Raw genomic sequence first — 17,679 nt, 5'->3', positions numbered from 1 at the left:
AGGTCTTCGCGCCTACACTGTGAGCGATGCCGTGACGCGGTTCGCGCACACATCGCAACACCCCGATTCTACAGGTACGGCTCCCTCCGCCGGGCCGGTCCGCCGACCCGCCCCTGCGAGGAGCACGCGCCGGAAGGCTCCGCCATGCACGACTCCCCCGCTCCCGCCGCGCACCGTTCCCTCGTCGCCCGCCTGTGGCGCGCGCTGCCCACCCGGGTGGATCGCCGCGTGGTCTGGGCGGCCTGGGCGACCTTCGTCGTGCAGGTGGCGATCGTCGGCACGGGCGGGCTCGTGCGGCTGACGGCATCCGGCCTGGGGTGTCCGACGTGGCCCCGCTGCACCGACGACTCCTTCGTGAACACGCCCGAGATGGGCATCCACGGCGTCATCGAGTTCGGCAATCGCCTGCTCACCTTCGTCCTTGTGGCGGTCGCGATCGTGACCTTCCTCTTCGTCGTGCGCATGCGACGGCAGCGCCCAGACCTGTTCTGGCTCGCCCTCGCGATCGGCCTGTACGTCCCGCTGCAGGCGATCATCGGCGGCATCACCGTGCTCAGCAACCTCAACCCGTACGTCGTGGGCCTGCACTACTTCGCCTCGGTCGTGCTCGTCGCCCTCGCCGCGGCCTTCGTCTACCGCGTCTACACGGGACCGGGGCCGCGAGAGCGCGCCGTGCCCGCATGGTACGCGGGACTTGCCCACCTCACCAGCGCCGCCGTGCTCATCACGGTCGTCGTCGGCATCCTCGTCACCGGCTCCGGACCGCACGCGGGCGACGCGGGCGCGGCACGAAATGGGCTGGATCCCGAGTACATGCAGCATCTGCACTCGTGGCCGGCCTACGCGGCGTTCGCCCTGACGATCCTGCTTCTCGTCACCGGCTGGCGGCTGCGCGCGCCCCTGCGGTTCTGGGTGGGGATGCTGCTGGCGACCGAACTCGTGCAGATCGCCGTCGGCCTGTGGCAGGCGCGTACCGGCCTGCCCATCGTGCTGGTCAACATCCACATGGTGCTGGCCGTGCTGCTGGTCGCGGCGATGACGGCGGTCGTGCTGCATCTGAAGCAGCCGTCGGGAGCGCGCGATTTCGCGTTCGTGGCGGGGCGAGCGGACCCGCACGAGGCCGCCACCATGCGCGGGCGCTGAGCGCGGGATCCACAGCCCACGCATAGCTGCCGGAAAGACTCCGCACGATCGCGGCGATCAGAGTCGGGACATCCGCGGCACCGTGCCGCCCCGAACCTGAGGAGTCCCCCATGGCCACTCGCCCCCGTCTGATCCGCAGCATCCCGTTCTGGTCGCTGCTCGTCGGATCGCTCGCCGTCGCGGTTGCCGGGGGGTGGTTGACCACGGAGACGCTCAGCGGCATCGACGCGCGGCTGACCGACGGCTCGGCGACCAACAGCGACGTCTACGTCGGTCAGGTCTGGGCCATCGTCGGCGCGATCGTGCTGGGGGCGGGTCTGGTGGGCCTCGCCCTCGCGGCCGCCATCGCCGCAGCGACATCCCTGCTGCCACAGCGGCCCCTCGAGGTCGTCGAGCCGCTGTCGTTCGACGATGCCGAGGAGGACGAGACGTCCGACCCCGAGCCCGAGGTCGACGCCGCGCACCCCACGACGGCCGCGTACGACCGGGCCCGGGACGAGGCGTTCGACGCCGAGGAGCCCGCTCAGGGCGCCCCCGGGCGGGACCGCGCGGAGGCCGGGTCCCGCTGACCGCGAGCGTTCCCGACGGGCGGCGGGGTGCAGCATCCCCCGCCCTCGTCGGGCGCTCAGAACGGCAGCAGCGGGTCGATCGCGATCGCGACGAACAGCAGCGTCAGATAGGTGATGGATGCGTGGAACACACGCATCGGCGCCGGCTCGGTGCCGCGCACCGCGCGGTTGTACAGGCGGTGCGACTCGTAGATGAACCACCCGCCGAAGACGAGCGCCGACGCCGTGTAGACCAGTCCCATGCCGGCGACGGGGATCAGAAGCAGCGAGCACGCCACCGTCGCCCAGGCGTACAGGATGACCTGCAGCCCGACCTGAGCACCCGAGCGCGTGGCGCCCAGCATCGGCACGTCGACCTCGTCGTACTGGGCCTTGTACTTCATCGACAGCGGCCAGTAGTGCGGGGGCGTCCAGAGGAACACGAGCGCGAAGAGGATCAGCGCCGCCCACGAGAGCGATCCGGTCACGGCCGACCAGCCGATCACGACGGGGAAGCAGCCCGCGATGCCGCCCCACACGATGTTCTGCTCGGTGCGGCGCTTGAGGATCATCGTGTAGATGACGACGTAGAAGAAGATCGCGCCGGCCGAGAGGACCGCCGCCAGCCAGTTGGTGGTGAGCCAGAGCCAGAGCGTCGAGACGACGGCCAGCGTCCACGCGAACACGAGGGCGCCGCGCGGCGACACCTCGCCCGTCACCAGCGGCCGGTTGACGGTGCGCTGCATGTGGGCGTCGATGTCGCGATCGAGGTACATGTTGAAGGCCGCGGCCGAGCCGGCGCTGAGGGATCCGCCGATCACGGTGGCGAGCACCAGCCAGAGGTCGGGCAGCCCGTTCTGCGCCAGGATCATCACCGGCACTGTGGTCACGAGCAGCAGCTCGAGCACACGGGGCTTGGTGAGCGCGACGTACGCGCGCACGGTGCGACCGAAGGGGCGCGATGCAATGGATGCCGGGGTGCCGGACGTCGCCGTGATGTCCATCGCCCCCCCCCCGCCCGACACTCGCAGTTACCCGTCGAGTCTATGGCATCGTGCACACGCGGTCCGTCCGCCGGCGCCCCGTGACCGGCGTCGCCGCAGGTCTCACAACCGCGCGCCCAGCCCCGTGAGGGCCGCGATACACACCTGTCACGGGCGGATGCCACACTGCCGTCACACAGCGTCGCCGCATCTGCGTCACGGCATGCCGCTTCGCTATGCTGAAGGAACACGCGCGCCCTCGCGCCCACTCCCACGAAGCCCGCCGCGGATGCGGCGTGCGATCGCGAGACGGGCGGGGCGCTCCCCCACAACACGAAGGGCGGTCCGGTGACGGAGCTGCGTTGGGATGAGATCGATGAGCGCGCCGTGGACACTGTCCGCGTGCTGGCTGCAGATGCGGTGGAGAAGGTCGGCAACGGCCACCCCGGCACTGCGATGAGCCTGGCGCCGGCGGCCTACCTGCTGTACCAGAAGGTGATGCGTCACGATCCGGCCGACACGGGCTGGCTGGGTCGCGACCGCTTCATCCTCTCGGCGGGCCACTCCTCGCTGACGCAGTACATCCAGCTCTACCTGGGTGGCTTCGGCCTCGAGCTCGACGATCTGAAGGCGCTGCGCACGTGGGGCTCCCTCACGCCCGGGCACCCGGAGTACCGCCACACCAAGGGCGTCGAGATCACCACCGGTCCTCTCGGACAGGGGCTGGCCTCCTCGGTCGGCTTCGCCTACGCGTCGCGCTTCGAGCGTGGCCTGTTCGACCCGGATGCCGCACCCGGCACCTCGCCGTTCGATCACTTCGTCTACGTCATCGCCTCCGACGGAGACCTGCAGGAGGGCGTCACCTCCGAGGCCTCGTCGCTCGCCGGCCACCAGAAGCTCGGCAACCTCGTCGTCATCTACGACGCCAACCAGATCTCGATCGAGGACGACACGAACGTCGCCTTCACCGAGGACGTCGCGGGGCGCTACGAGTCGTACGGGTGGCACGTCCAGACCGTGGACTGGAAGAAGAGCGGCGAGTACGTCGAGGACGTGTCCGAGCTGTACACCGCCATCGAGGCCGCGAAGGGCGAGACCGACAAGCCGTCGATCATCGTGCTGAAGACGGTCATCGGCTGGCCCTCGCCCGGCAAGCAGAACACCGGCAAGATCCACGGCTCCGCGCTGGGCGCCGACGAGCTCGCCGCGACGAAGTCGGTGCTCGGCTTCGACCCCGAGCAGACCTTCGCGGTCGCCGACGACGTCATCGCGCACACCCGCTCGCTCCTCGAGCGCGGGGAGGCCGAGAAGGCGGCCTGGCAGAAGGACTTCGACGCCTGGGCGGCCGCGAACCCCGAGCGCAAGGCGCTGCTCGATCGTGTGCTGGCGGGTGAGCTGCCCCAGGGCATCGCCGACGCACTGCCGATCTTCGAGTCGGGCAAGGACGTCTCCACCCGCGCCGCATCGGGCAAGGTCATCAATGCTCTGGCCGCTCAGCTTCCGGAGCTGTGGGGCGGGTCGGCCGACCTCGCCGAGTCCAACCTCACCACCATCAACGACGCCCCCTCGTTCATCCCCGCCGAGTGGTCGACGCACGAGTGGAGCGGCAACCCCTTCGGGCGTGTGCTGCACTTCGGCATCCGCGAGCACGCCATGGGCGCGATCCTCAACGGCATCGTCCTGCACGGTCCGACCCGCGCGTTCGGCGGCACCTTCCTGATCTTCAGCGACTACATGCGCCCCGCGGTGCGCTTGGCGGCGCTGATGGACATCCGCAGCATCTTCGTGTGGACGCATGACTCGATCGCACTCGGCGAAGACGGGCCGACCCATCAGCCGATCGAGCAGATCGCCACGCTCCGCGCGATCCCGAACTTCACGCTCGTGCGTCCCGCGGACGCCAACGAGACCGCTGCGGCGTGGCTCGAGATCCTGCGCCGCCAGGGCGGCCCCGTGGGCATCGCCCTGACCCGCCAGAACATCCCCGTGTTCGAGCGCGGCGAGGGTGACGCCTCCGGCGACACGTTCGCCTCGACCGCCGGCGTCGCGAAGGGCGCCTACGTGCTCGCCGAGGCGCCGAACGGCGCACCGGATGTCATCCTGATCGCGACGGGCTCCGAAGTGCAGATCGCCGTGGCCGCGCGTGAGACGCTCGCGGCGCAGGGCGTGAACGCGCGCGTCGTCTCGGCGCCCTCCCTCGAATGGTTCGCCGAGCAGGATGCCGCCTACCGCGACGCCGTCCTGCCCCCGAGTGTCGGCGCGCGTGTCTCGGTCGAGGCCGGCATCGCGCTCAGCTGGCGTGACATCGTCGGCGACAAGGGGCGCTCCGTCTCGATCGAGCACTTCGGCGCCTCCGCCGACTACAAGACGCTGTACAGCAAGTTCGGCCTGACCCACGAAGCCGTCGTCGAGGCGGCCCTTGCCACCATCAAGGAGAACGCATGAGCACCCCCACCGCACGTCTGGCCGCGGAGGGCGTCAGCATCTGGCTCGACGACCTCTCCCGCGACCGCATCCTCACCGGCAATCTCGCCGACCTCATCGCGACGCGCAACGTCACGGGTGTGACCACCAACCCGACGATCTTCGCCGCGGCGCTCTCGAAGGGAGAGTCCTACGAGGCCCAGGTCGCCCGGCTCGCCGAGCGCGGGGCGAGCACGGACGAGGCGATCTTCGAGCTCACCACCGACGATGTCCGTGCCGCTTCCGACGTCTTCCGCCCCGTCTTCGACGCCACGAACGGCGTCGACGGCCGGGTCTCGATCGAGGTCTCGCCCGACCTGGCCCACGACACCGAGGCGACCGTCGCCGAGGCGAAGAAGCTCGCCGCCGCCGTCGACCGCCCCAACGCGCTGATCAAGATCCCCGCGACCAAGGCGGGCCTGCCGGCGATCGCCGAGGTGATCGGCGCGGGTATCAGCGTCAATGTGACGCTGATCTTCAGCCTCGAGCGCTACGCGGCCGTCATCGATGCCTACCTGACCGGTCTCGAGACCGCCAAGGCCGCGGGCATCGACATCTCGGGCATCGAATCGGTCGCATCGTTCTTCGTCTCGCGCGTGGACACCGAGGTCGACAAGCGCCTCGCGCAGATCGACTCGGACGAGGCCGCCGCGCTCAAGGGCAAAGCCGGCATCGCCAACGCCCGCCTGGCCTACGAGCTCTACGAGCAGCAGTTCGCGTCCGCCCGCGCCAAGGGCCTGCTCGCCGCGGGCGGCAACGTGCAGCGCCCGCTCTGGGCCTCCACCGGCGTCAAGGATCCCGCCCTGCCCGACACCCTGTACGTCACCGAGCTCGTCGCGCCCGGCACCGTCAACACGATGCCCGAGAAGACGCTCGAGGCGACCTTCGACCACGCCGAGATCACCGGCGACACCGTCACCGGTGCCTACGCGGACGCCCACGGCGTCTTCGAGGCCCTGGCCGCCGTGGGCGTGGACTTCGACGACGTGACCCAGGTGCTCGAGGACGAGGGCGTGGAGAAGTTCGTGGTCTCGTGGCGCGAACTGCAGGACACGGTGACGGCCGCTCTCGAGAAGGCGCCGGAGTCGACGCGATGAGCTTCGAGATCCACGTCTCGGGAGCGCCGAAGGTCGCTGCCGAGAAGGTCGTGCCGCAGCTCGTGGCGGATCTCGTCGCATCCGGCATCACCGCCGCGGACCCGACGCTCTGGGGCGCCGCTGCCGAAGAAGAAGCGGCCAAGCGGCTCGGCTGGGTCGACGCCGTCTCCGTCTCGCGGCCGCTCGTCGCCGAGATCGTGGCGCTGCGCGCCGACTTCGCCGGCCGCGGCGTGGATCGCTTCGTCCTCGCAGGCATGGGCGGCTCATCCCTCGCTCCCGAGGTCATCACGCAGACCGCCGGTGTGCCCCTGGTGATCCTCGACTCGACGGCGCCCGGTCAGGTGCTCGCGGCCCTGGATGGCGACAGCGAGACCGGCGGGCTGGAGCGCACCGCCCTGATCGTCTCGTCCAAGTCCGGGTCGACGGTCGAGACCGACTCGGCCAAGCGTGCGTTCGAGGCGGCGTTCCGCGATCTCGGCATCGACCCCGCGGAGCGGATCGTCGTGGTCACCGACCCCGGCTCCCCGCTCGATCATGCCGCCCGCGAGGCCGGCTACCGCGTCTTCAACGCCGACCCGACGGTCGGCGGCCGATACTCCGCCCTCACCGCGTTCGGGCTCGTGCCGGCCGGCCTCGCCGGTGCCGACATCGGCGAGCTGCTCGACGAGGCCGACGCGACCCTGCTCGAAGTGGCCGTCGACAGCCCCGACAACCCGGCTCTGACCCTCGCGGCGGCGATCGCCGCGAGTGAGGGGCCCGGCGGAACCCGCCGAGACAAGGTCGGCCTCGTCGCCGACGGCACGCACATCGAGGGCCTGCCGGACTGGATCGAGCAGCTCATCGCCGAATCGACGGGCAAGGAGGGCACCGGCATCCTGCCCGTCGTCCTGCTCCCCGTCTCGCCCGAGTTCGATGCCGACCTGCACGACCTGCAGATCGTGCGCCTCGTCGGCGATGCCGAGCATTTCCGTATGCTCGAGCGCCACCCGGGCGAGGTGCTGGTCAGCGGGTCCCTCGGGGCGCAGATGGTCGTGTGGGAGTACGCCACCGCCATCGCCGGCCGCCTGCTCGGCATCAACCCGTTCGATCAGCCCGACGTCGAATCCGCCAAGATCGCCACGCGCGGTCTGCTGGAGAAGCGCCCCGCCCCTTCCGCGCCCGCGTTCACGGTCGAGGGTGTCGAGGTTCGGGTGTCGGATCCGACGCTGGCCGTATCCGGAACGATCTCCGGCGTCCTCGACGCCCTCTGGGACCGCCTCGGGAAAGACGGGTACGTCTCCGTGCAGGCCTATGTCGATCGTCTCCAGATCCCGCAGCTCATGGGTCTGCGCGAGCTCGTCGCCGCCGACGCCGGTCGCCCCGCGACATTCGGCTGGGGCCCGCGATTCCTGCACTCCACCGGGCAGTACCACAAGGGCGGACCCGAGACCGGCGTGTTCCTGCAGATCGCGGAGCGCACCGACGTCGATCTCGAGATCCCCGGTCTGCCGTTCACCTTCGGCCAGCTCATCGAAGCTCAGGCCGCAGGAGATGCCTCGGTCCTCGCCGAGCACGGACGACCCGTCGTCACCCTGACCCTCACCGACCCGGCGATCGAGGTGCTCGCACTCTTCGAAGCCGCGCAGTAGCGCGCACGCCGCCCCACGCAAGGACCGAGAACACCCTTTCATGCCCCCCATCGACATAGCGCGCGGGCACAACCCGCTGCGCGATCCGGACGACCGACGCCTCAACCGCATCGCGGGTCCCAGTGCCCTCGTGATCTTCGGCGTGACCGGCGATTTGTCTCGCAAGAAGCTGATGCCAGCGGTCTACGACCTCGCCAACCGTGGTCTGCTTCCGCCCGGGTTCGCGCTGGTGGGTTTCGCCCGGCGAGACTGGGAAGACCAGGACTTCGCCGCGGTCGTGTACGACGCCGTCAAGCAGCACGCCCGCACGCCTTTCCGTGAGGAGACCTGGCGACAGCTCCTGCAGGGCATCCGCTTCGTGCAGGGCGAGTTCGACAACCCGGATTCCTTCCGGCGCCTGCGCGAGACGGTCGAGAAGCTCGACGTCGAACGCGGCACGATGGGCAACCACGCGTACTACCTCTCGATCCCACCCAAGGACTTCCCCGTCGTCGCCAAGCAGCTGCGCGACTCCGGACTCGTCGGCGAGGACTCGAACGGTGACGACGCGTGGCGCCGCGTGGTCATCGAGAAGCCCTTCGGCCACGATCTCGCCTCCGCGCGTGCGCTGAATGAGGCCCTCGAAGTCGCCTTCCCCGCCGACTCGATCTTCCGCATCGATCACTACCTCGGCAAGGAGACGGTGCAGAACATCCTCGCGCTGCGCTTCGCGAACGAGCTGTACGAACCGATCTGGAATCGCAACTACGTCGACCACGTGCAGATCACGATGGCCGAAGACATCGGCGTGGGCGGACGCGCCGGCTACTACGACGGCATCGGCGCGGCGCGCGACGTCATCCAGAACCACCTTCTCCAGCTTCTCGCGCTCACCGCGATGGAGGAGCCGATCTCGCTCGATGCCAAGGATCTGCGCGCCGAGAAGGAGAAGGTGCTCGCAGCGGTCGAGCTGCCCGACGACCTCTCCACCGCCACGGCTCGCGGCCAGTACGCGGGCGGGTGGCAGGGCGGCGAGAAGGTCCACGGATTCCTCGACGAAGACGGCATGAATCCGCAGTCCACCACGGAGACGTTCGCCGCCATCAAGCTCGAGATCGCCACCCGCCGCTGGGCCGGTGTTCCCTTCTACCTGCGCACGGGCAAGCGGCTGGGGCGCCGTGTCACCGAGGTCGCCGTCGTGTTCAAGCGCGCGCCGCAGCACCTGTTCGACCGCGGTCAGACTCCGGAACTGGGGCAGAACGCCCTGGTGATCCGCATCCAGCCCGACGAGGGCGTGACGATCCGCTTCGGGTCCAAGGTGCCGGGCGCCGGCACTCAGGTGCGCGATGTGACGATGGACTTCGGTTACGGCCATGCCTTCACCGAAGCCAGTCCCGAGGCGTACGAACGCCTGATCCTCGATGTCCTCCTGGGCGAGCCCCCGCTGTTCCCCCGGCATGAAGAGGTCGAGCTCTCCTGGCGGATCCTCGACCCGGTCGAGGAGTACTGGGCCCAGCAGGGCGGACCGCTCGAGCAGTACAGCCCCGGATCTTGGGGCCCGGCATCCGCCGATGCCCTTCTCGCCCGCGACGGCCGTGTCTGGAGGCGCCCGTGATCATCGATCTTCCCGACACCACCGTCAGCAAGATCGCCCGCTCGCTCGTATCGACGCGCGAGGAGGGCGGCGCCGTCGCCCTCGGCCGCGTGCTGACGCTCGTCATCGCCACACGTCACGGTCTCGAGGAGGACGCGATCGAGGCGGCCAACGACGCCTCGCGAGAGCATCCCATGCGGGTCATCGTCGTGATGACCGACCCCGCGGGCGACCCCCGCCTGGATGCTCAGATCCGCGTCGGCGGCGATGCCGGCGCGAGTGAGGTCGTCATCCTGCGCGCCTTCGGCGACGCCGCGTCGAACGAGGAGGCTCTGGTCACGGGCCTTCTCCTGCCCGACGCGCCCGTGGTGGTGTGGTGGCCCGACGAGCCTCCCGCCGTTCCCGCCGACTCACCGCTGGGACGCATCGCGCAGCGCCGCATCACGGACGCCTCGACCAAGCCCTACACGACGGATCGTCTGCGTCGCCTCGGCCAGGTGTACTCGCCCGGCGACACCGACCTCGCATGGACGCGGCTGACGCACTGGCGCGAGCAGCTGGCGGCCGTCCTCGATCAGCCGCCGTTCGACGAGGTGACCGCGGTCGAGGTGAGGGGTGCGAGCTCCTCTCCGTCCACGGCGCTGCTGGCCGCCTGGCTGCGGCTCAAGCTCGACGTCGATGTCCGCTGGCAGTACATGCCGCCCGCGGAATGGTCCGAGGGCATAAAGTCCGTGCGCCTCACGCGCGCGTCCGGAGACATCCTGCTCGAGCGCCCCGACGCCGGCGTGGCGTGTCTCACCCAGCCCGGGCAGCCCAAGCACGACCTTGTCCTTCCGCGTCGCACCCTGCGCGAGTGCCTCGCGGAGGAGCTGCGTCGCCTGGATCCCGACCTCCTGTATGGTCGAGTCATCACCGATGGGTGGGCTCTTCTGAACCCGCCGCACAGCCAGGAGCCGAATGTCGCCTGAGTGGACAACCGACCGTCGCGTCGTCGTCAGCGCCGACCGAGCCGCTGTCGTCGCCGTCGTCTCGCGCCGCCTCGTCGACAAGATCGCACGCCTCAGCTCCGAGGGTGAGGTGCACATCTCGCTCACGGGCGGCGGAGCCGGCATCGGCGTGCTCGAAGCCGTCACCGCCGACCCGCGCACGCCCGCCATCGACTGGTCGCGTGTCCACTTCTGGTGGAGCGATGAGCGCTACGTACCCGCCGCCGACGCGGAACGCAACGACGGTCAGGCGCGAGCGGCGCTTCTCGACCACATCCCGGTGCCCCCCGAGAACGTGCACGCCGTCGCCTCGACCGACGGCGGAATGAGCGTCGAAGAAGCGGCGGCCGCCTACGGTTCCGAACTGGCACGCTTCCCTTCCGAGGACGAATCCGGCGCGACCGTGCCGTGGCCAAGCTTCGACATCTGCCTGCTCGGGGTCGGCCCCGACGCACACATCGCATCCCTCTTTCCGGATCGCCCCGAGATCCGCGTCGTCGACGAGGCCGCGGTGGCCGTCCACGACTCCCCCAAGCCTCCGCCCACGCGAGTGACACTGACCCGTCCCGTGATCAATGCGTCGCAGCGGGTGTGGATGGTGCTCACCGGCGCCGAGAAGGCGTCCGCGCTGGGTCTGGCACTCGCTGGCGCGAGCTATCTCAGCGTTCCCGCGGCCGGCGCCAAAGGTCGCCGAAGCACCCTGTTCTTCGTCGACGTGGATGCTGCCGCCGAGGTTCCCGAAGAACTGATCGACCCCGACTGACCGAGGTCAGCCGGGGTCTTTCCGTTTTGTTCGCGGTGGTCGGTTACTGGCCGCGACGCTCGCGGAGCTGACGCAGGGCGTCATCGAGGAGCTGCGCCGCCTCTTCGTCGGTACGTCGTTCCTTCACGTATGCCAGGTGGGTCTTGTACGGCTCGGTCTTGGCGAGGGCCGGCGGGTTCTCCTTGTCGCGCCCCGCGGGGAGACCGGAGTGCGGGCTGTCAATCGTGTCGGGGATCTCCTCCTCGGGGATTCCCGCCGCGAAGTATCGCACCGTCTCGTTGCCCAGCGCATCCCAGTACGACACGGCGACACGCTCTGCGTGGTACCCGTGGTCCTGTTCGCCCATCGGTCCGGCACCGACTCGGGTGCCGCGGATCGCGTTGCCGCCTGTCGCCATGTTCTTACAGTCCCTGGAATTTGGTGATGAGCCCGAGGGCCACGATGGAGGAGAACCACGTCAGTGCGAGGACGATGGTGAACCGGTTGAGGTTGCGCTCTGCCAGACCCGAAGAACCCAGCGACGAGGTCATTCCGCCGCCGAACATGTCGGAGAGCCCTCCGCCGCGTCCCTTGTGCAGAAGGATCAGCAGGGTCAGCAGCAGACTCGTGATCCCGAGGATCACCTGCAGCACGAATTCGATGATCTGCACAGTGAGATGCCTTTCACAGCGCCCGGGCCTCGGGCGCACAGTCCTCCAGTATAGGCGGGGGCCTAGACTCCGATGTGCTTCTGGAAGCGGATGATCGCGGCGAAGTCGTCGACCTTCAGGCTCGCCCCACCGACGAGCGCTCCGTCGACGTCGGGCTCGCGCATGAAACCGGCGATGTTGGACGCACCGACCGATCCGCCGTAGAGCACTCGCGTGGCCGCAGCCGCATCGGCGCCGAGCTTGTCGGCGACGACGGCACGGAGCGGGGCACACACCTGCTGCGCCTGCTCGGGCGTCGCCGCCTGGCCCGAGCCGATAGCCCAGACGGGCTCGTACGCCACGACGATGTCGGCGCCCGGCGCCACACCCTCGAGCGCCGCCTCGAGCTGCGCGACGGGAACGGCGCTCGCGCCGTGCTTCTCGAGGTCCTCGGCCGTCTCGCCGACGCAGATCACGGGGACGAGCCCGTGACGCAGCGCAGCCTTCGTCTTGGCGGCCACGACAGCATCCGTCTCGTCGTGGTACTGACGACGCTCGGAATGGCCGATGATGACGTATCGGCAGTCGAGCTTCGCGAGGAACTGCCCCGAGATCTCACCCGTGTATGCGCCGGAGTCGTGGACCGAGAGGTCCTGGGCTCCGAGCGCGAACGAGATCTTGTCTGCCGCGATGAGCGTCTGCACGCTGCGCAGATCGGTGAAGGGCGGGAAGAGCGCCACCTCGACGGAGCCGTTTTCATGCTTGGCGTCCTTGAGCGCCCAGTCGAGCTTCTGGACGAGCGCGATCGCCTGCTGGTGATCGAGGTTCATCTTCCAGTTGCCGGCGATGAGCGGTGTTCTGGTCACTGCTGCCATCCGAGGACCTCCAGTCCGGGGAGCTTCTTGCCCTCGAGGAATTCGAGGCTTGCGCCTCCACCCGTCGAGATGTGGCCGAATCGATCGTCCGAGAAGCCGAGCTGTCGTACCGCGGCCGCCGAGTCGCCGCCGCCGACGACGGAGAGCCCGTCGACGTCGGTGAGCGCCTGCGCGACCGCCTTGGTGCCTGCGGCGAACGCCGGCATCTCGAACACGCCCATCGGGCCGTTCCAGAACACCGTACGGCTGCCGCGGATCGCCTCGGCGAACGCCGCGGCCGTCTGCGGCCCGATGTCGAGCCCGAGGCCGGAGGCACCGAAGGCGGTGTCTTCGAGAGCGTCCGCCGGCGCGATCACGTGCTCGGCATCGGCGGCGAACCGCGAGGCCACGACCGCGTCGGTGGGGAGCACGAGCTCCACGCCGCGCTCCTTCGCCGCCTCGATGTAGCCGCGCACCACGTCGAGCTGGTCGACCTCGAGCAGGCTTGCGCCCACCCTGTGGCCCTGTGCCGCAAGGAAGGTGAACATCATGCCGCCGCCGACGAGCAGGCGGTCGACCCGCGGAAGCAGGTGCGAGATGACGCCGAGTTTGTCGCTGACCTTGGAGCCGCCGAGGACGACCGTGTAGGGACGCTCGGGTGTCTCGGTCAGGCGGTCGAGCACCTGGAGCTCGGCGGCGATCAGCAGACCGGCCGACGAGGGCAAGATCTGCGCCAGGTCGAAGACGCTCGCCTGCTTGCGGTGCACAACACCGAAGCCGTCCGAAACCAGTGCGTCGCCGAGCTGCGCGAGCTCACCGGCGAAGGCGGTGCGCACGGCGTCGTCCTTCGAGGTCTCGCCCGGGCTGAAGCGGAGATTCTCGATCACCGCGACGTCGCCGTTCTCGAGCGCGGCGACCGCCTCGTGGGCGGACTCGCCGACCGTGTCCCGCGCGAACGCCACGGGCTTGCCGAGCAGCTCGGACAGGCGCTGCGCGACGGGGGCGAGACTGTAGGCCGGGTCGGGTGCGCCGTCGGGCCGCCCGAGGTGGGAGCAGACCACAAGACGCGCGCCCTGCTGGATGAGGGCGTTGAGCGTGGGGAGCGACGCGCGCACGCGGCCATCGTCCGTGATGACGCCGTCCTTCAACGGGACGTTCAGGTCACAACGGACGATGACGCGCTTGCCTGCGAGCGAACCCAGGGATTCGAGGGTGCGCAGAGCCATGACGCGGTTTACAGGCGCTCGGCGACGTACTCGGTCAGGTCGACGAGGCGGTTGGAGTAGCCCCACTCGTTGTCGTACCAGCTCGACACCTTGACGAGGTTGCCGCTGACGTTGGTCAGCTCCGCGTCGAAGATCGACGAGTGCGGGTTGAGCTGGATGTCGCTCGAGACGATGGGGTCCTCGGTGTACTCGAGGATGCCCGCGAGGCGACCCTCGGCCGCAGCGGTCTTGTACACGGCGTTGATCTGCTCGACGGTGAGGCCCTCGGTGGGCGTCACGATCGTGAGGTCGACGATCGAGCCGGTGGGGACCGGCACACGGTACGACGATCCGCTGAGCTTGCCGTTGAGCTCGGGCAGGACGCGGCCGATGGCCTTGGCCGCGCCGGTCGAGGCGGGGACGATGTTGATCGCGGCGCCGCGGGCACGACGCAGGTCGCTGTGCGGGCCGTCCTGCAGGTTCTGGTCGGCGGTGTACGCGTGCGCCGTCATCATGAAGCCGCGCTCGATGCCGAAGGCGTCGTTGAAGACCTTCGCGAGGGGGGCGAGGCAGTTGGTCGTGCACGAGGCGTTCGAGATGATGACGTCCGACGCGGGGTCGTAGGTCTCTTCGTTCACGCCCATCACGATGGTCGCGTCGTCGCCGGTGGCCGGAGCGGAGACGAGCACCTTCTTTGCGCCGCCCGCGATGTGCTTCTTGGCGTCCTCGGCCTTGGTGAAGCGACCGGTCGACTCGATGACGATGTCGACGCCCAGTTCGCCCCAGGGGAGGTTGGCGGGGTCACGCTCCGCGAAGACCTTGATGGTGTGGCCGTCGACGGTGATCGAGTCCTCGTCGTAGGTGACGTCGACCGAGAGCGGGCCACCCACGGAGTCGTAGGTGAGCAGGTGGGCGAGGGTCTTGTTGTCGGTGAGGTCGTTCACCGCCACGATCTCGAGGTCCGCGCCCTGCGCGAGCGCCGCGCGGAGGTAGTTGCGTCCGATGCGGCCGAAGCCGTTGATGCCGATCTTGACAGACACGATGTCTCCCGATTCTCTTCGCGCCGTAGCGCGGTATTCATCGCGCGGGGACGCCGCGCTATTTCATGGAGAAGAGGATGCCGGAGCCCTCACCGAAGCGAGGGCCCCGAGGCATCCTCACCTCGTCAAGACCCTACCAGCAGACCCGTCGTCTTCTCACGGGCGATCTCGAAGCGCGACTGCACGTCCGCCCAGTTCGCGATGTTCCAGAACGCCTTGACGTAGTCCGCCCGGACGTTCTTGTAGTCGAGGTAGTACGCGTGCTCCCAGACATCGAGCAGCAGCAGCGGGACGGTGCCGGCGGCGAACTGCGCCTGCTGGTCGAAGAACTGCTGGATGATCAGGTTCTGGCCGATGGAGTCCCAGAACAGGCCGGCCCAGCCGGAACCCTGCACACCCAGCGCGGCCGCACTGAAGTGGGCCGTGAACTTGTCGAACGAGCCGAAGTTGTCGGTGATGGCCGACTCGAGCTCACCGGTCGGCTTGTCGCCGCCCTCGGGCGAGAGGTTGGTCCAGAAAATGGAGTGGTTGGTGTGGCCGCCCAGGTTGAAGGCGAGGTCCTTCTCCAGCTTGTTGATGTTGGCGAAGTCCCCCTTGTCGCGGGCCTCGGCCAGCTGCTCCAGCGCCGTGTTCGCGCCGGTGACGTACGCCTGGTGGTGCTTGTCGTGGTGCAGCTGCATGATCGTCGCGCTGATGTGCGGCTCGAGTGCCGCGTAGTCGTAGGGCAGATCGGGCAGTGTGTAGGTCGCCATATTCGCTTTCTTCCTGTCGGTGCCGCGCCTTCGCACGGCGAGGATGACGTTTTCATCCTAGTGACGGGTAACGCGGCGGACGGGCCCTTGACTTCCCTGCGCGGCCGGATCAGCCGGCGTCTATGTCGGCGGGGATGCCCGCGTCGGTACCCGGCAGGCCCTCTTCTTCGGCGCGTTTGTCGGCCATGGCCAGGAGGCGGCGGATGCGGCCCGCGACGGCATCCTTCGTCAGCGGCGGGTCGGCGTGATGACCGAGCTCGTCGAGGCTCGCCTCGCGGTGCGCCAGGCGCAGTTCGCCGGCCTCGCGGAGATGATCGGGGATGCCGGGACCGAGGATCTCGAGTGCCCTCTCGACGCGGGCGCAGGCGGCGACGGCGGCCTGCGCGGATCGGCGCAGGTTGGCATCGTCGAAGTTGACCAGGCGGTTGACCCCGGCGCGCACCTCCCGGCGCTGGCGCAGCTGCTCCCACTCCCCCGCCGCGCGTTGCGCGCCCATGAGGTGAAGGACGGCGCGGATCGCCTCGCCATCGCGGACGACCACGCGGTGCACGCCGCGCACCTCTCGGGCCTTCGCCGCCACCCCGAGGCGATGTGCGGCTCCCACGAGCGCCATGGCGGCCTCCGACGAGGGGCAGGTCACCTCGAGCGCCGCGGAGCGTCCCGGGTCGGTCAGGGTGCCACCGGCGAGGAATGCTCCGCGCCAGACGGCCGCGAGATCGTCTCGCGAACCCGTCGTGAGCTTGTTCGGCAGGCCCCGCACGGGCCGGCGCCGCTGATCGAGAAGGCCCGTCTGGCGGGCGAGCGTCTCGCCGCCTTCGCGCACGCGCACGACGAAGTGCCCCTCCTGACGCGACGAGGAGGCCTGGACGTGTCCGAGCTCGGGACGCACGCCGTAGATCTCGATGATGTCGCGCGCCGCGCGACGCGCAAGCGCCTCGGAGTCCAGTTCGGCTTCGATCGCCATGCGCCCGGCGATCGAGTGCAGACCGCCGGAGAATCGCAGCAGGGCGGTGACCTCGGCGACGCGGGACGAGGGTCGCGCGTCGCGGATCGACATGAGCTCGGCCTTGACGTCGGCGGTGAGTGGCACGGCTCTCCTCGGATCGGGAAGACGGGTGGGGAACCTCCCTAGCTTACTCGCGACCCAGATCTCGATGCTTCACGCGGACGGCGATACCCGGGATCTCCCGCAGGCGCTCGGCGAGCTGGCCGGCCATGGCGACGGAGCGGTGCTTTCCTCCCGTGCAGCCGATCGCGACGGTCGAGTGCCTCTTGTTCTCGCGCTGGTAGCCGGCGAGAACGGGCGAGAGCGATGCCGCATACGCATCGAGGAACTCGCTCGCCCCGGCCTGCGCCAGCACGTAGTCGCGCACCTGCGGGTCCTGACCGGTGAGCTGGCGCAGATCCGATTCCCAGAACGGATTCGGCAGAAAGCGCATATCGGCGACCAGATCGGCGTCGGGCGGCAGACCGTACTTGAACCCGAAGCTCAGGATCGTGACGGTGTGACGGGCCGATCCCTCTTCGGAGAAGAGCTCGCCGACGGTGGTGGCGAGCTGATGGATGTTGAACGAGCTCGTATCGATGATGAGGTCGGCGCTCTCGCGGATCGGGGCCAGTCGCCGGCGCTCGACCGCGATGCCGTCGAGGATCGTGCCATCACCCTGCAGCGGGTGTGGACGCCGGACCGCCTCGAACCGGCGCACGAGCACCTCGTCGGAGGCGTCGAGGAAGACCACCCGCACCTTGCGCCCCTCGCGCAGCGCGCCCATCGCCTCGGGCAATCGCTCGAAGAGACCGCGCCCGCGGACGTCGACGACGGCGGCGACCCGCGGCAGCGCGCCGCCGACCATCCCCGACAGGTCGAGCAGCGGGCGCAGCATCTGAGGCGGCAGGTTGTCGACGACGTACCAGTCGAGGTCTTCGAGCGCGTTCGCCACCGTCGAGCGCCCGGCGCCCGACATCCCCGTGACGATCAGGACCTCGCCCGCGCCGCCGTCCGTTTCCACCCTCGC

The 17,679-nt window shown here is 69.4% G+C and carries 17 protein-coding genes; 8 read left to right on the top strand and 9 right to left on the bottom strand.

Annotated features, from left to right (window positions below; genetic code table 11):
• Positions 1-144 precede the first annotated feature (144 nt).
• Complete coding sequence (locus tag AB2L57_RS08825) at positions 145-1,143, top strand: COX15/CtaA family protein (RefSeq protein WP_409048595.1); 999 nt, start codon at positions 145-147, stop codon at positions 1,141-1,143.
• A 110-nt stretch (positions 1,144-1,253) separates the two neighbouring features.
• Positions 1,254-1,712 carry a dinucleotide-utilizing enzyme gene (locus AB2L57_RS08820; protein ID WP_409048594.1) on the top strand — a complete coding sequence of 153 codons (459 nt, stop codon included), beginning with the start codon at positions 1,254-1,256 and terminating at the stop codon, positions 1,710-1,712.
• 56 nt (positions 1,713-1,768) lie between these two features.
• Here AB2L57_RS08820 and AB2L57_RS08815 read toward each other — a convergent pair whose 3' ends face one another.
• A complete protein-coding gene (locus AB2L57_RS08815) occupies positions 1,769-2,695 on the bottom strand; it encodes a heme o synthase (protein WP_292811335.1) in 927 nt (308 codons plus the stop codon).
• Between the two features lie 327 nt (positions 2,696-3,022).
• Between AB2L57_RS08815 and tkt the strand changes: the two genes are divergently transcribed.
• From tkt to pgl, 6 genes are read left to right on the top strand one after another with little or no spacing between them, the layout of a single operon-like run.
• On the top strand, positions 3,023-5,119 hold the full coding sequence (gene tkt, locus AB2L57_RS08810) for a transketolase (RefSeq protein WP_409048593.1): 2,097 nt from the start codon (positions 3,023-3,025) through the stop codon (positions 5,117-5,119).
• A complete protein-coding gene (tal, locus tag AB2L57_RS08805; RefSeq protein WP_409048592.1) occupies positions 5,116-6,234 on the top strand; it encodes a transaldolase in 1,119 nt (372 codons plus the stop codon). The genes tkt and tal overlap by 4 nt, the downstream gene beginning before the upstream one ends.
• Complete coding sequence (locus AB2L57_RS08800) at positions 6,231-7,862, top strand: glucose-6-phosphate isomerase (protein ID WP_409048591.1); 1,632 nt, start codon at positions 6,231-6,233, stop codon at positions 7,860-7,862. The genes tal and AB2L57_RS08800 overlap by 4 nt, the downstream gene beginning before the upstream one ends.
• A 40-nt stretch (positions 7,863-7,902) precedes the next feature.
• A complete protein-coding gene (gene zwf, locus AB2L57_RS08795) occupies positions 7,903-9,456 on the top strand; it encodes a glucose-6-phosphate dehydrogenase (RefSeq protein WP_409048590.1) in 1,554 nt (517 codons plus the stop codon).
• On the top strand, positions 9,453-10,403 hold the full coding sequence (locus AB2L57_RS08790; RefSeq protein WP_292813378.1) for a glucose-6-phosphate dehydrogenase assembly protein OpcA: 951 nt from the start codon (positions 9,453-9,455) through the stop codon (positions 10,401-10,403). Before zwf ends, AB2L57_RS08790 begins: the two co-directional genes overlap by 4 nt.
• On the top strand, positions 10,393-11,184 hold the full coding sequence (gene pgl / locus AB2L57_RS08785) for a 6-phosphogluconolactonase (protein WP_292813375.1): 792 nt from the start codon (positions 10,393-10,395) through the stop codon (positions 11,182-11,184). Before AB2L57_RS08790 ends, pgl begins: the two co-directional genes overlap by 11 nt.
• Before the next feature lie 43 nt (positions 11,185-11,227).
• Here pgl and AB2L57_RS08780 read toward each other — a convergent pair whose 3' ends face one another.
• The 8 genes from AB2L57_RS08780 to rapZ all read right to left on the bottom strand — a co-directional run bounded on the left by AB2L57_RS08780 (position 11,228) and on the right by rapZ (position 17,673).
• Positions 11,228-11,581: an RNA polymerase-binding protein RbpA gene (locus AB2L57_RS08780; protein ID WP_292813372.1), complete on the bottom strand. Its 354-nt coding sequence runs from the start codon at positions 11,579-11,581 to the stop codon at positions 11,228-11,230.
• 4 nt (positions 11,582-11,585) lie between these two features.
• Positions 11,586-11,834 carry a preprotein translocase subunit SecG gene (secG, locus tag AB2L57_RS08775; RefSeq protein ID WP_409048589.1) on the bottom strand — a complete coding sequence of 83 codons (249 nt, stop codon included), beginning with the start codon at positions 11,832-11,834 and terminating at the stop codon, positions 11,586-11,588.
• Positions 11,835-11,896: 62 nt separating this feature from the next.
• Entirely contained in the window at positions 11,897-12,688 is a 792-nt protein-coding gene (gene tpiA, locus AB2L57_RS08770; RefSeq protein ID WP_409048588.1) for a triose-phosphate isomerase, read from the bottom strand.
• Positions 12,676-13,893, bottom strand: a complete 1,218-nt coding sequence (locus AB2L57_RS08765; protein WP_292813364.1) for a phosphoglycerate kinase — start codon at positions 13,891-13,893, stop codon at positions 12,676-12,678. The genes tpiA and AB2L57_RS08765 overlap by 13 nt, the downstream gene beginning before the upstream one ends.
• Positions 13,894-13,901: 8 nt before the next feature.
• Positions 13,902-14,912 (bottom strand): type I glyceraldehyde-3-phosphate dehydrogenase, encoded by a 1,011-nt coding sequence (gap, locus tag AB2L57_RS08760; RefSeq protein WP_292813362.1) that lies wholly within the window; start codon positions 14,910-14,912, stop codon positions 13,902-13,904.
• Between the two features lie 125 nt (positions 14,913-15,037).
• Positions 15,038-15,664, bottom strand: a complete 627-nt coding sequence (locus AB2L57_RS08755; RefSeq protein WP_292813360.1) for a superoxide dismutase — start codon at positions 15,662-15,664, stop codon at positions 15,038-15,040.
• 109 nt (positions 15,665-15,773) lie between these two features.
• Positions 15,774-16,754, bottom strand: a complete 981-nt coding sequence (gene whiA / locus AB2L57_RS08750) for a DNA-binding protein WhiA (RefSeq protein ID WP_292813357.1) — start codon at positions 16,752-16,754, stop codon at positions 15,774-15,776.
• A gap of 43 nt (positions 16,755-16,797) precedes the next feature.
• Positions 16,798-17,673: an RNase adapter RapZ gene (gene rapZ / locus AB2L57_RS08745; protein WP_292813354.1), complete on the bottom strand. Its 876-nt coding sequence runs from the start codon at positions 17,671-17,673 to the stop codon at positions 16,798-16,800.
• Positions 17,674-17,679: the final 6 nt, after the last annotated feature.

It is taken from the genome of Microbacterium sp. HA-8, from assembly GCF_046111165.1.
In the GTDB taxonomy this organism is placed as follows: domain Bacteria; phylum Actinomycetota; class Actinomycetes; order Actinomycetales; family Microbacteriaceae; genus Microbacterium.
The sequence above is the reverse complement of the archived record's forward strand: the minus strand, read 5'-3'. Positions and strand labels throughout refer to the sequence as shown.